Source organism: Pantoea sp. nfd-35 (assembly GCF_056892255.1).
Genome location: NZ_CP122403.1, coordinates 1,022,473 through 1,034,936 on the forward strand (window position 1 = coordinate 1,022,473; position 12,464 = coordinate 1,034,936).

The 12,464-nt window shown below is 54.1% G+C and carries 11 protein-coding genes and 1 pseudogene; 9 read left to right on the forward strand and 3 right to left on the reverse strand.

Features of this window, described 5'->3' with window-relative positions:
- The first annotated feature begins 63 nt into the window (after nucleotides 1-63).
- From surE to rpoS, 4 genes are all read left to right on the forward strand, one after another.
- Nucleotides 64-825 carry a 5'/3'-nucleotidase SurE gene (surE, locus tag P9J57_RS04890; protein ID WP_483279405.1) on the forward strand — a complete coding sequence of 254 codons (762 nt, stop codon included), beginning with the start codon at nucleotides 64-66 and terminating at the stop codon, nucleotides 823-825.
- A complete protein-coding gene (locus tag P9J57_RS04895) occupies nucleotides 819-1,445 on the forward strand; it encodes a protein-L-isoaspartate(D-aspartate) O-methyltransferase (protein ID WP_014605172.1) in 627 nt (208 codons plus the stop codon). Before surE ends, P9J57_RS04895 begins: the two co-directional genes overlap by 7 nt.
- Before the next feature lie 165 nt (nucleotides 1,446-1,610).
- Nucleotides 1,611-2,723: a murein hydrolase activator NlpD gene (gene nlpD, locus P9J57_RS04900; RefSeq protein ID WP_089527752.1), complete on the forward strand. Its 1,113-nt coding sequence runs from the start codon at nucleotides 1,611-1,613 to the stop codon at nucleotides 2,721-2,723.
- A 51-nt stretch (nucleotides 2,724-2,774) separates the two neighbouring features.
- On the forward strand, nucleotides 2,775-3,767 hold the full coding sequence (gene rpoS / locus P9J57_RS04905) for an RNA polymerase sigma factor RpoS (protein ID WP_013026913.1): 993 nt from the start codon (nucleotides 2,775-2,777) through the stop codon (nucleotides 3,765-3,767).
- Between the two features lie 64 nt (nucleotides 3,768-3,831).
- Here rpoS and P9J57_RS04910 read toward each other — a convergent pair.
- The 3 genes and pseudogenes from P9J57_RS04910 to mutS form a co-directional block, all read right to left on the reverse strand.
- Nucleotides 3,832-4,571 (reverse strand): annotated as a pseudogene (locus P9J57_RS04910) (2-phosphosulfolactate phosphatase).
- A 48-nt stretch (nucleotides 4,572-4,619) separates the two neighbouring features.
- Nucleotides 4,620-5,096 (reverse strand): helix-turn-helix domain-containing protein, encoded by a 477-nt coding sequence (locus P9J57_RS04915; RefSeq protein ID WP_014594427.1) that lies wholly within the window; start codon nucleotides 5,094-5,096, stop codon nucleotides 4,620-4,622.
- 225 nt (nucleotides 5,097-5,321) lie between these two features.
- Nucleotides 5,322-7,883: a DNA mismatch repair protein MutS gene (mutS, locus tag P9J57_RS04920; RefSeq protein ID WP_483279501.1), complete on the reverse strand. Its 2,562-nt coding sequence runs from the start codon at nucleotides 7,881-7,883 to the stop codon at nucleotides 5,322-5,324.
- A 341-nt stretch (nucleotides 7,884-8,224) separates the two neighbouring features.
- Between mutS and mltB the strand changes: the two genes are divergently transcribed.
- The 5 genes from mltB (at nucleotide 8,225) to recA (ending at nucleotide 12,439) form a co-directional block, all read left to right on the forward strand.
- Nucleotides 8,225-9,307 carry a lytic murein transglycosylase B gene (gene mltB / locus P9J57_RS04925; RefSeq protein WP_483279406.1) on the forward strand — a complete coding sequence of 361 codons (1,083 nt, stop codon included), beginning with the start codon at nucleotides 8,225-8,227 and terminating at the stop codon, nucleotides 9,305-9,307.
- Nucleotides 9,308-9,382: 75 nt separating this feature from the next.
- The gene (locus P9J57_RS04930) at nucleotides 9,383-9,718 is read left to right on the forward strand and encodes a zinc ribbon domain-containing protein YjdM (RefSeq protein WP_014605175.1); all 336 of its coding nucleotides are present in this window, start codon (nucleotides 9,383-9,385) and stop codon (nucleotides 9,716-9,718) included.
- A 183-nt stretch (nucleotides 9,719-9,901) separates the two neighbouring features.
- Nucleotides 9,902-10,678, forward strand: coding sequence for a trans-aconitate 2-methyltransferase (gene tam, locus P9J57_RS04935; protein WP_014594424.1), 777 nt, complete (start codon nucleotides 9,902-9,904; stop codon nucleotides 10,676-10,678).
- Between the two features lie 100 nt (nucleotides 10,679-10,778).
- Nucleotides 10,779-11,273, forward strand: a complete 495-nt coding sequence (gene pncC, locus P9J57_RS04940; protein WP_089517109.1) for a nicotinamide-nucleotide amidase — start codon at nucleotides 10,779-10,781, stop codon at nucleotides 11,271-11,273.
- 95 nt (nucleotides 11,274-11,368) lie between these two features.
- On the forward strand, nucleotides 11,369-12,439 hold the full coding sequence (gene recA, locus P9J57_RS04945; RefSeq protein WP_014594423.1) for a recombinase RecA: 1,071 nt from the start codon (nucleotides 11,369-11,371) through the stop codon (nucleotides 12,437-12,439).
- Nucleotides 12,440-12,464 lie beyond the last annotated feature (25 nt).

The window sequence follows — 12,464 nt, forward strand, 5'->3', positions numbered from 1 at the left end:
TGCCATGCCTCAAAACAGGTCCATATAACGGCGGCCCGGTTGAACAGAAAAGGTCAGAATTAAATGCGGATATTGCTCAGCAACGATGATGGCATCTACGCGCCTGGTATTCAGACGCTGGCAAAGGCTTTGCGTCAATTTGCCGAGGTGCAGGTTGTGGCACCGGATCGTAATCGCAGTGGTGCCTCTAACTCATTGACGCTGGAAACCCCGTTGCGCACCTTTACCCATGACAATGGGGATATTGCCGTGCAAATGGGGACGCCCACCGATTGCGTTTATTTGGGCGTGAATGCGCTTATGCAGCCCCGGCCAGACATCGTGGTGTCAGGCATTAATGCCGGCCCCAATTTGGGGGATGATGTGATCTATTCCGGTACGGTTGCGGCCGCAATGGAGGGCCGCCATCTGGGATTGCCCGCCGTGGCGGTATCGCTAAATGGCCAGCTGCACTATGACACTGCCGCGGCAGTGACCTGTGCCATTCTTAAAGCGCTGACGCAACAACCGCTGCGCACCGGACGCATCTTAAATATCAACGTGCCCGATTTGCCTCTGGCTGAAATAAAGGGCATTCGCGTCACGCGCTGCGGCAGCCGTCATCCGGCCGATCGGGTGATTGCGCAAACCGACCCTCGTGGTAATCCGCTGTACTGGATTGGCCCGCCCGGTGAAAAACTGGATGCGGGCCCTGAGACTGACTTTGCCGCCGTAGATGAGGGTTATGTGTCAGTGACTGCATTGCACGTCGATCTGACTGCGCATAATGCGCAGGCTGTTCTCAGCACCTGGCTGGCCAACGCTGAGGTACACCTGGCATGGTAAGTCGGCGTATTGAGACATTGCTGTCACAGCTGCGTCAACAGGGCATTAAAGATGAGCACCTGTTAAAAGCCATTGCCGATGTCCCGCGCGAACGCTTTATTGATGAAGCCTTCGAGCACAAAGCCTGGGACAACATGGCGCTGCCCATCGGGTCCGGTCAAACCATCTCGCAGCCCTATATGGTGGCACGCATGACCGCGTTGCTGGCGCTGACAGAGCACGCGCGCGTGCTGGAGATTGGCACCGGTTCCGGCTACCAGACCGCCATCCTCGCCCACCTGGTTGAACACGTTTACTCGGTCGAGCGTATTAAAGGCCTGCAGTGGCAGGCCAAACGGCGCCTGAAACAGCTTGATTTACACAATGTTTCAACCCGACACGGCGATGGCTGGCAGGGTTGGCCGTCTCGTGGTCCTTTTGATGCCATTATCGTTACCGCGGCACCGCCTGAAATTCCGATTGCGCTGATAGCGCAACTGGCGGAAGGCGGCATTATGGTGCTGCCCGTAGGTGAGGAGCAGCAGGTGTTAAAGCGTCTGCGCCGCCGCGGCAATGAGATTACAGAAGAAACCATTGAGCCGGTCCGTTTCGTTCCCTTAGTTCAGGGCGATCTGGCCTGACTGCCTTGTTAGCATTTCTTCATAACTGTTTCATGGAATCAGGTAGTTGATATTGCTACTATCCAGTTCATTCAACGAAAATCCAGCGTTTAACGTGCCGCACAGTGTATTGTGCTGGTGAGACGAGTAAGTCAGTTTTTTAAAGGTTGCCACCACGGGGGATTAATGAGCACGGGAAGCACAATTTTTCAGTTACGCCGTCTGGCGGCGCTTTCACTGGTGAGTTTTTGGCTGGCAGGCTGTAGTTCAGGCGATAATACTCAGGCGCCGATAAGCAATATCGGCGACAGCAACAGCGTTAATGACAACAGTAATATGGCTGGCTCTGGTACTGCGCCAGCCACCGGCGGCGTGCCCTCTGTGCCACCGCAGGGCGGAATGTTAAGCCGTAGTACACCTTTACCGCAGAACAATTCGGGAATCATTAGTGCCAATAATAATGTGCAAACTGAAAATGGCCGGATTGTGTACAACAGAAGTTATCAGAATATTCCTAAAGGTAGCTATTCTGGCCAGACCTACACCGTAAAACGTGGGGATACCTTGTTCTATATCGCCTGGATTACGGGCAATGACTTCCGCGATTTAGCGCAGCGCAACAATGTTCAGGCCCCTTACAGCCTGAATGTGGGACAGACGCTACAGGTTGACAACGGCTCGGGTCAGCCCATTACCGGTGGCAACGCCATCACCGCTGCAGATGCAACGCAAAGCGGCGTTGTGAGTGCACCACAAATAAAACAGGCCCCTGTTGCACAGCAGCCTGTTATTACGTATTCTGATGATTCGGGTGAATCGAGTGGCAGCAAATTGTTGCCTTCGAAGGGAGCAAATGTTGCAACGACAACAGCTCCAGCCGTTACCGCACCGCCTACGGTTAGCAGTACAACTAACAGTTCAACCCCTGTGGGAAGCTGGCGTTGGCCAACTGAAGGTAAGATCATCGATAACTTCTCTGCCGCCGAGGGTGGCAATAAAGGCATCGATATCGCAGGTTCGCGCGGACAGCCAATTGTAGCCACTGCTTCAGGAAGGGTGGTTTACGCAGGCAATGCGCTTCGTGGTTACGGTAATTTAATCATCATTAAACACAATGATGATTACCTGAGTGCCTACGCCCATAACGATACAATGCTGGTCCGGGAACAACAGGAAGTTAAGGCTGGGCAAAAGATCGCTACCATGGGTAGCACCGGAACCAGTTCAGTTAGATTACACTTTGAAATTCGTTACAAGGGGAAATCCGTAAACCCGTTGCGTTATTTGCCGCAGCGATAATCCGGCAGAGTCCTCAGGAATCTGCCCTGGAATCACGGGTAGGAGCCACTTATGAGCCAGAATACGCTGAAAGTAAACGAGTTACATGAGAACGCGGAATTCGAAGAGAATGGAGCAGAGATTTTTGATGAGAAGGCACTCGTTGAAAATGAATCTGGCGACAATGATGTAGCAGAAGAGGAGTTGCTGGCGCAGGGTGCGACGCAACGTGTACTTGATGCTACTCAACTCTATCTTGGGGAGATTGGCTATTCTCCATTGCTGACGGCAGAGGAAGAAGTTCTCTTTGCTCGCCGCGCATTACGAGGTGATATTCCTTCTCGTCGCCGCATGATCGAAAGTAACTTACGCCTGGTGGTTAAGATTGCCCGACGTTACAGCAATCGCGGTCTGGCTCTGCTGGACCTGATTGAAGAAGGTAACCTCGGCCTGATCCGCGCCGTTGAAAAGTTTGATCCAGAACGTGGATTCCGCTTCTCAACGTATGCCACCTGGTGGATTCGTCAGACCATTGAACGGGCAATCATGAACCAGACCCGTACAATTCGTTTGCCAATCCATATTGTTAAAGAACTGAACGTTTATCTGCGTACTGCGCGTGAACTTTCTCACAAGCTTGACCATGAGCCGAGTGCGGAAGAAATTGCAGAACAACTGGATAAACCGGTTGACGACGTTAGTCGTATGTTGCGTCTCAACGAACGCATTACCTCAGTTGATACTCCACTGGGAGGGGATTCTGAGAAAGCGCTGCTGGATATTCTGGCCGATGAAAAAGACAACGGCCCAGAAGACACTACGCAAGATGACGATATGAAACAAAGTATCGTTAAATGGTTGTTCGAACTGAACGCTAAGCAGCGCGAAGTGTTGGCTCGTCGTTTCGGCCTGTTGGGCTATGAAGCGGCAACGCTCGAAGATGTTGGCCGTGAAATCGGTTTAACCCGCGAGCGTGTGCGTCAGATTCAGGTTGAAGGTTTGCGCCGTCTGCGTGAAATCCTGCAGGGTCAGGGCCTCAGCATTGAAGCACTGTTCCGCGAATAAGCCGTCACAGAGCACATCAACAGAAAGCGATGGTTAACCCCATCGCTTTTTTTTTATCTGCGTGTTATGCCTCTGCCCGCAGGGCAAAATACTCGCCTGACAAAAAAAACAGGGCCGACGGGCCGCATCTTTTGTCAGGCACAATGTTACATCCTCCGGAAAACCGCGCTGTATCAGTTCTGTTGCTGACGAACAGTGAAACAGCGCCGTGAAATCCTGCAACTGATGAGCGTGCCAGGCTGCGACAGCGGTCTGTGCTTCCGGTGACAGCGAGTTTCGCTCAAGTGCGGCAATGATCCCCCCGGCAACCACATAGTCCTCAATACAGGGGCGAAGGCTCCCGTCCGGCCAACGCTCGCCGCAAGGGACAATCAAAAGACGTTTAAAGGGGCGGCAGGCCTCGGCGGTGGCAGTGAGGTTTCTCAGACAGCCTGTCAGCACGGGCACGCCCCACTCTCGTGCCCGGAAGCAGGTTGCGGAGCCATTAGGGGAAGGCAGTACCAACCTTTCACCAGGGCGAACGCTGAGCAACGTTCGGGGCGACAGGCTGTAGCCTTCGCCACCGAATCGCCTGTCGCTGTTCGCCGCGACAGCACCGACGGACTGCGCATAATGGACGACAGTCTGATCTTTCCAGGGATAGGGATACACGCGTGCCCCGTTCTCCACCGCAAGACTGACGCAGGTGGAAAAGGACATCACATCCACTATCACAATGGCATCCACATTGCCGGCAAGATGATCCAGTGCGGCGATGCCCCATTCGAGACGAATTGCAAACGCGTCCTGACTGTACCAGTGCATAAGCTGTTCCTGAAGTGTGAGGATAACAGGAAGGCGCAACCCGCTAAGTTACCCCTGCCTGCGCAATAACTTTTGCAGCCGTCTTTGCTGCCAACGGCGGATCGCTTCCTTGAAAATAAACAGGCGTAATGCTCTGACCACGAGTAAGGCTCCCCAAATAGCAGCGACCCAAAGTGACCAGCGCTCATTCGGCGAGGTAAAGTGGTTGAGGACGAACAGCAGTGTGCACACTACCACGGCGCTAAACAGAGAACGGTAAAACCGACTCTCGGCAGCAAGCTGCAGGCGGGCATCTGAAATGTAGCTGTCCAACGCTTCGCCGTTCTCCGCTGATGCCTCGCTGGTCAGGTCGGTGATTTTACACGCAAAGACGGCCGCCAGCGCACTCAACGTTTCCAGACTGGGTGGATCACCGTTTTCAATGCGTTGTACGGTTCGGGTGCTGAGTCCGGCCATTTCGGCCAGTTGCTCCTGTGACCAGGCGCGGGCAAGACGATATTCTCTGACTTTATTCAGGTTACGCATAGTGCAGTCTCCGAAAGAGTAAACAATCGGTAAGCAGCATCCCCGGTTAGCGTCGTCAGGAACACGATCGCAGCACGACAGGCACACGACAGCAGTATGACACCGCTTTAACGGCCGGTCATAGCGTAAAGCAGTAACAGAAAAATGCGCCAGCAGAATGGGAAACGCAGGCGCAAGAGAAGGTTGACACGCAGTCAGTTGCCGCCCAGACAAGGGCGGCAGTGATCAGACCAGCGATTTAAGGCGGTAGATCCAGTCCAGCGCCTGTCGCGGTGTCAGCGTATCGGGATCCAGTGCCTCAAGTGCTTCCACGGCAGGGGAGGTTTCTTCCACCAACAGCGGCAACTGCGAGCCGTCAATGTTTGACGTCGCGGACTGACTGGAAACCGTTTCGAGCTCTTTCAGCTTATTGCGCGCCCGTTTAATGACCTCTTTGGGCACGCCCGCGAGCGCAGCTACGGCCAGTCCGTAGCTTTTACTGGCAGCCCCGTCTTGCACGCTATGCATGAACGCAATCGTATCGCCGTGTTCAACTGCGTCCAGGTGAACGTTAACCACGCCTTCCAGTTTTTCAGGCAGGGTTGTCAGTTCAAAGTAGTGCGTTGCAAACAGGGTCATCGCTTTAATACGGTTAGCCAGATTTTCCGCACAGGCCCAGGCCAGCGATAAACCGTCATACGTCGAAGTGCCGCGGCCGATTTCATCCATCAGGACAAGGCTGTTTTCTGTCGCGTTGTGCAGAATATTGGCCGTCTCGGTCATTTCAACCATAAAGGTCGAACGCCCGGAGGCCAGATCATCTGCCGCGCCCACACGGGTGAAGATACGATCCAGTGGACCAATGACCACCTCTTCGGCAGGAACGAAGCTGCCAATCCAGGCCATCAGGGCGATTAACGCCGCCTGGCGCATGTAGGTACTTTTACCGCCCATATTCGGACCGGTGATGATCAACATGCGGCGTTGTGGGGCCAGAGAGAGCGGGTTCGCGATAAAAGGTTCTTTCAGGACCTGCTCCACTACCGGATGGCGGCCCGCGGTAATTTTAATCCCGGGCTTGTCGTGCAGCGTGGGACGGCAGTAGTTAAGTGTCCAGGCACGTTCCGCGAGGTTACTCAGGACATCCAGTTCGGCCAGCGCCGCCGCACTGAGCTGCAGCGCTTCAAGATGCGGCAACAGCTGGTCAAACAGGCCTTCATACAGGCTTTTCTCCAGCGCCAGCGCTTTGCCCTTAGAGGTAAGGACTTTATCTTCGTACTCTTTCAGCTCTGGAATGATGTAGCGCTCTGCGTTCTTCAACGTCTGACGGCGAACATAGTGGATAGGCACCTGATGGCTCTGGCCACGGCTGACCTGAATGTAGTAGCCGTGAACGCCGTTAAAGCCCACTTTCAGGCTGTCCAGACCGAGCTTTTCGCGTTCGCGAACTTCCAGTCGATCCAGATAATCTGTTGCGCCATCGGCCAGCGCTCGCCACTCATCAAGCTCGGCGTTATAACCGGGCGCAATAACGCCACCATCCCTGATTAATACCGGGGGGGATTCGACAACGGCCTGCTCAAGCAGAGTGCGCAGTTCGCTAAACTCGGCCATCTGTGCACGCAGCGTTTTTAACTGGGCGGATTCGGCGTTTGCCAGCAGATCGTTGAGTTCCGGCAACTGCTGAAAGGCATGGCGCATGCGCGCCAGATCACGCGGGCGCGCCGTTCGCAGCGCCAGTCGGGCCAGAATACGCTCTAAATCACCGACCTGACGCAGAACGGGTTGCAGCACATCGCTGAGTGGTTGCAGCTCTGCAATTGATGCCTGTCGTTTCGCGATGATACTACTGTCACGCAGCGGCATATGCAGCCAGCGCTTTAGCATCCGGCTTCCCATTGGCGTGACGGTTTTATCCAGCACGGCGGCCAGCGTGTTCTCTGTTCCGCCCGCAAGATTTTGCGTGATTTCAAGGTTACGGCGCGTGGCCGCATCCATAATGATGCTGTCCTGCTGACGCTCCATGCTAAGAGAGCGGATATGGGGCAGGCTGGTTCGTTGGGTATCTTTCACATACTGCAGCAGACAACCGGCGGCGCGCAGACCCAGGTGCGCCTGCTCAACACCAAAACCGTTTAAGTCCCGTGTGCCAAACTGCATGTTGAGCTGCTGACGCGCCGTGTCGATTTCAAACTCCCAAAGCGGACGGCGACGTAAACCGCGACGCTGATCGATAAGCGCCATCGCAGCAAAATCTTCCGGATAAAGTAGCTCGGCAGGATTCGTTCGCTGCAGTTCTGCCGCCATCGTTTCCTGATCGGCAGGTTCACTCAGGCGAAAACGGCCTGAGCTGATATCCAGCGTGGCATAACCATAGCCGCGCGCCCCCTGAACAATTGCCGCCAGCAGGTTATCCTGGCGTTCCTGTAACAGGGCTTCATCGCTGATGGTGCCCGGGGTAACTATACGCACGACTTTGCGTTCCACCGGGCCTTTACTCAGCGCAGGGTCGCCAATTTGCTCACAGATGGCGACTGATTCACCGAGTTGCACCAGCCGGGCTAAATAGTTTTCGACGGCGTGATGGGGCACACCGGCCATTGGGATCGGCTCGCCTGCCGAGGCGCCGCGTTTGGTTAAGGAAATGTCTAACAGCTGAGAGGCACGTTTGGCATCGTCATAAAACAGCTCGTAGAAATCGCCCATGCGATAAAACAGCAGGATATCCGGATGCTCAGCCTTGAGGCGTAAATATTGCTGCATCATTGGCGTGTGAGTACTCAAGTCCATGTGCGCTGTTTTGTTCATCTCATTCTTACTCAAGGTTGACTCTTCCTTTTCCCGTCACGGTTTTCGCTGGGTTAAACAAGGGTGATAGGCAGCGACCATCATGCTGCATATGCCGCGCGGAAATAGTACCATTTTACGGCTCCTGCATCATCCGGCTTACCGCAGCGGGTAATGAAGTTAGCAAAGCCGGGTCGCCAACTGAATGATTTTTTTGATGAGAGAGAAAGCAGTAGAGGCATTTCACAAAACAGCCGGTTTGATTGTTAAAAAAAGTGTTTTTTTTACGATCTCGTTTGTATGTATCCGCGTTGAACGATTAACATTAAAATCCCTGGTCTGGCCTGTTATATGGATATCTGATGCGTTTTAAGCTTGCTTACCTTCCGCTTTTTGCCCTGCTTGCCGCCTGTAGCAGTAAGCCACACTCTTCGCAGCCGCCCGCCGAACGGGTTGCGCCTAAAGGCGGCTTTTTGCTGGAGCCGTCTCATGCTGTTCAGCCGATGTTTGGTGACTTCGCCAGCAATCCTGTTGCGGAACAGTTCATCGACAAAATGGTGGCGAAACACGGCTTCGACCGTGAGCAACTGCACGCCATTATTGGCCAGGCTAAGCGGCTGGACTACGTCCTGCGTTTAATGGATCGTCAGGCACCGTCCTATACACCGCCGAGTGGGCCTAACGGTGCCTGGATTCGCTATCGCAATAAATTTATCACACCGGATAACGTGCAAAATGGCGTCGCGTTCTGGAATCAATATCAGGATGCACTGCAGCGTGCGCAGCAGGTCTACGGCGTTCCGCCTGAGATTATTGTTGGCATTATCGGCGTGGAAACGCGCTGGGGCCGCATCATGGGGAAAACCCGCATTCTGGACGCGCTGGCAACGCTCTCATTTGATTACCCGCGCCGTGCTGCTTACTTTAGCGGTGAGCTGGAGACCTTCCTGCTCATGGCGCGTGATGAGAAGGACGATCCGCTCGATCTTAAAGGCTCCTTTGCGGGCGCGATGGGCTACGGTCAGTTCATGCCATCGTCCTACAAAGCTTATGCGGTAGATTTTAACGGTGACGGCCATATCAATTTGTGGGATCCCGTCGATGCGATAGGCAGTGTCGCGCACTATTTCCAGCAGAACGGCTGGCGTCCGGGTGAAAATGTTGCCGTGCCAGCCAGTGGTCAGGCACCCATGCTCGAAAACGGTTTCAAAACCCGTTACAACGTCAGCACGCTGGCAGCATCGGGGCTTTCTCCACAAGGTTCGCTGGATGGCCATGACGAGGTCAGCCTGCTCCGTCTGGATCTCGGCACCAGCTACCAGTACTGGTACGGCTTGCCTAACTTCTATGCCATTACCCGCTACAACAACAGCACGCATTACGCGATGACCGTGTGGCAACTGGGAGATGCGGTCAGCAAGGCGCGTCAGGGATCGCTGTTTTAAAACTACCCTTAGCAACTGTAAGGATATATGATGACGGCCCTTTATTCTGTGCCGTCCTCATTTTCTGGAGCCGTTATGTCTTTACCTGCTTGCCCTGTTTGCCATGCCGATTACACCTGGCAAGATGCTGAAAATCTTAACTGTCCGTCCTGTGGTCATATCTGGACTCAGGCTGAAGGGGATGACAGCGGTCAGGATTTGATCGTTCGTGATGCAAACGGCAATTTACTCGCCGATGGCGACAGCGTCACGGTCGTTAAAGATCTGAAGGTCAAAGGCAGTTCGTCTGTGCTGAAAATAGGCACCCGGGTTAAGAGCATCCGGCTGGTTGAAGGCGATCACAATATTGATTGCAAGATCGACGGATTTGGTCCGATGAAGCTCAAATCTGAGTTTGTGAAAAAGAACTGATTCTGCCGGGCGCCTGCTCGCTGCGCCCGATCTTATTCCTGTCAGCCCGACCGGGCTTTTCCCTTATAAAGACCTCCTGCCCGTTTGCGTGCCGCTGACATATTTTGCTGTTGGTCGGGCACTTTATGTTTATTTATACGTCTCATCTTCTGTGAATCTTTAACCCCTGAGAGGAGACGCAATATGCAAGACTGGGATCCCGCGCTGTATCGTAAATTTGAGGCAGAAAGAACGCGGCCTGCGCATGAATTACTGGCACGAATTGAGGTTGAAGATGTCCGGTTCGTTACCGATCTGGGCTGTGGCCCCGGGAACAGCACCGAACTGCTTTACGATGCCTGGCCGCAGGCGCAGGTGATCGGGCTTGACAGTTCTGCCGCCATGCTCGCGCAGGCGCGGGAACGTTTGCCTCAGTGCCAGTTTATTCAGGCGGATATCGGCAACTGGACAACCGACATCCCGCAGCAGGTCATTTATGCCAACGCGTCGCTGCAATGGCTTGGCGATCATCCCACCCTGTTACCACGGTTAGTCAGTCAACTGGCACCTGCCGGTGCGCTGGCGGTTCAAATGCCCGATAACCTGGAAGAACCTTCGCATCAGTTAATGCGTGAGGTCGCGGCATCCGGCCCCTGGCGCGACAAGATCAGCGCGCAGGCGGCGGAACGCAAAAAATTACCCTCAACTGAACACTATTATGACGTGCTGACAAAGGCAGGCTGCGCGGTTGATATCTGGCGAACCACCTACTATCACGTTATGGACGATGCGCAGGCCATCATCCACTGGTTAAAGGCTACCGGGCTGCGTCCTTTCCTTGCGCCGCTGGACGTCTCTGAGCAGGAACAGTTTCTGGCTGCTTATCATCAGTGTCTTATTACCGGCTATCCCGCCCGTCAGGATGGCAAGGTACTCTTAGCTTTCCCCCGGCTTTTCATGGTGGCGACACGCAACGGCTAAACTGGAGCGTAACGCGCAATTTGTTGACTAAGCGCCCCTGAGTGCTTGAAAAAGCGCAGAGCATGCACCATGTTCACTCAACGGCGACAGGGAGCGAAAAATGAATGACCAGCAGTTGCACGCGCTGAGTGCGCAGACAGGTGAGGCGCTTAAACGGCGTAACGCTACCGTAACTTGTGCAGAATCCTGCACGGGCGGCTGGATAGCAAAAGTGTTTACTGACGTGAGCGGAAGCTCTGCCTGGTTCGAACGGGGTTTTGTCACCTACAGTAACGATGCCAAACAAGAACTGGTCGGTGTCAGCGCGGCGTCACTGGCGCAATACGGCGCCGTCAGCGAGGCGGTAGTTCGTGAAATGGCCCTTGGTGCACAGCAGCGGGCGCGCGCCGATTACGCTATTTCCGTTAGCGGTATTGCCGGCCCGGATGGTGGCAGTGAAGACAAACCGGTAGGCACGGTCTGGTTTGGCTTTGCGGCGCCGGGTGGCGTGGTCATGGCTTTTCGTCAGCAGTTTGATGGCGATCGCGATGCCGTGCGCCGTCAGTCAGTTGGTTGGGCACTCCAGACGTTATCCCGTCAATTTCTGCAAAATTAAACTTGATACTGTATGACTATACAGTATAATTACCCGCAACAGAAAGTGCACAGGCACCATGCGTGCGTGTTTACCCGGCATGATTAGGAGTAGAAATGGCAATTGATGAAAACAAACAGAAGGCTTTAGCTGCCGCGCTCGGCCAGATTGAGAAGCAATTTGGTAAAGGCTCCATCATGCGCTTGGGTGAAGACCGCTCAATGGATGTGGAAACCATTTCAACGGGTTCTCTGTCACTGGATATCGCATTAGGTGCGGGTGGTTTACCGATGGGACGTATCGTTGAGATCTACGGCCCAGAGGCCTCAGGTAAAACGACACTGACACTTCAGGTTATTGCCGCCGCGCAGCGTAAGGGCAAAACCTGTGCCTTTATCGATGCCGAGCACGCACTGGATCCCATCTATGCTAAGAAACTGGGCGTAGATATCGACAATCTGCTGTGTTCACAGCCGGATACCGGTGAGCAGGCCCTGGAAATTTGTGATGCGCTGGCCCGCTCTGGTGCCGTTGACGTCATTATCGTTGACTCCGTAGCTGCACTGACGCCAAAAGCCGAAATCGAAGGTGAAATCGGTGACTCACATATGGGCCTGGCGGCACGTATGATGAGCCAGGCAATGCGTAAGCTGGCGGGTAACCTGAAGCAGTCTAATACGCTGCTGATCTTCATCAACCAGATTCGTATGAAGATTGGTGTGATGTTCGGTAACCCGGAAACCACTACCGGTGGTAACGCGCTGAAGTTCTACGCTTCTGTTCGCCTTGATATTCGCCGTATCGGTGCGATTAAAGAGGGTGACAACGTGGTGGGTAGTGAAACGCGCGTTAAAGTCGTTAAGAACAAAATTGCGGCGCCATTTAAACAGGCTGAGTTCCAGATCATGTACGGCGAAGGCATTAACACCTTCGGTGAGCTGGTGGATCTTGGCGTGAAGCACAAGCTGATTGAAAAAGCCGGTGCATGGTACAGCTATAAAGGCGATAAGATCGGTCAGGGCAAGGCAAACGCGGGCAACTTCCTCAAAGAAAATGCCGCGGTGGCCGACGAGCTTGATATCAAACTGCGTGAAATGCTGCTTAACGGTGGCGATCAAAACATCGCGGCGGACGTTGCAGGCAACGACGTTGAGAAGGCGGCGAGCGAAGCCAACGAAGATTATTAAAGCCTGAAGCAGGAGCGGATTTTCC

What these genes read in the sequence shown, in the direction of transcription:
- surE (WP_483279405.1), top strand. Translation starts at nt 64, where the DNA reads ATGCGGATATTGCTCAGCAACGATGATGGCATCTACGCGCCTGGTATT.
- recA (WP_014594423.1), top strand. Translation starts at nt 11,369, where the DNA reads ATGGCAATTGATGAAAACAAACAGAAGGCTTTAGCTGCCGCGCTCGGC.
- tam (WP_014594424.1), top strand. Translation starts at nt 9,902, where the DNA reads ATGCAAGACTGGGATCCCGCGCTGTATCGTAAATTTGAGGCAGAAAGA.
- mltB (WP_483279406.1), top strand. Translation starts at nt 8,225, where the DNA reads ATGCGTTTTAAGCTTGCTTACCTTCCGCTTTTTGCCCTGCTTGCCGCC.
- P9J57_RS04915 (WP_014594427.1), bottom strand. Translation starts at nt 5,096, where the DNA reads ATGCGTAACCTGAATAAAGTCAGAGAATATCGTCTTGCCCGCGCCTGG.
- pncC (WP_089517109.1), top strand. Translation starts at nt 10,779, where the DNA reads ATGAATGACCAGCAGTTGCACGCGCTGAGTGCGCAGACAGGTGAGGCG.
- rpoS (WP_013026913.1), top strand. Translation starts at nt 2,775, where the DNA reads ATGAGCCAGAATACGCTGAAAGTAAACGAGTTACATGAGAACGCGGAA.
- nlpD (WP_089527752.1), top strand. Translation starts at nt 1,611, where the DNA reads ATGAGCACGGGAAGCACAATTTTTCAGTTACGCCGTCTGGCGGCGCTT.
- P9J57_RS04895 (WP_014605172.1), top strand. Translation starts at nt 819, where the DNA reads ATGGTAAGTCGGCGTATTGAGACATTGCTGTCACAGCTGCGTCAACAG.
- P9J57_RS04930 (WP_014605175.1), top strand. Translation starts at nt 9,383, where the DNA reads ATGTCTTTACCTGCTTGCCCTGTTTGCCATGCCGATTACACCTGGCAA.
- mutS (WP_483279501.1), bottom strand. Translation starts at nt 7,883, where the DNA reads ATGAACAAAACAGCGCACATGGACTTGAGTACTCACACGCCAATGATG.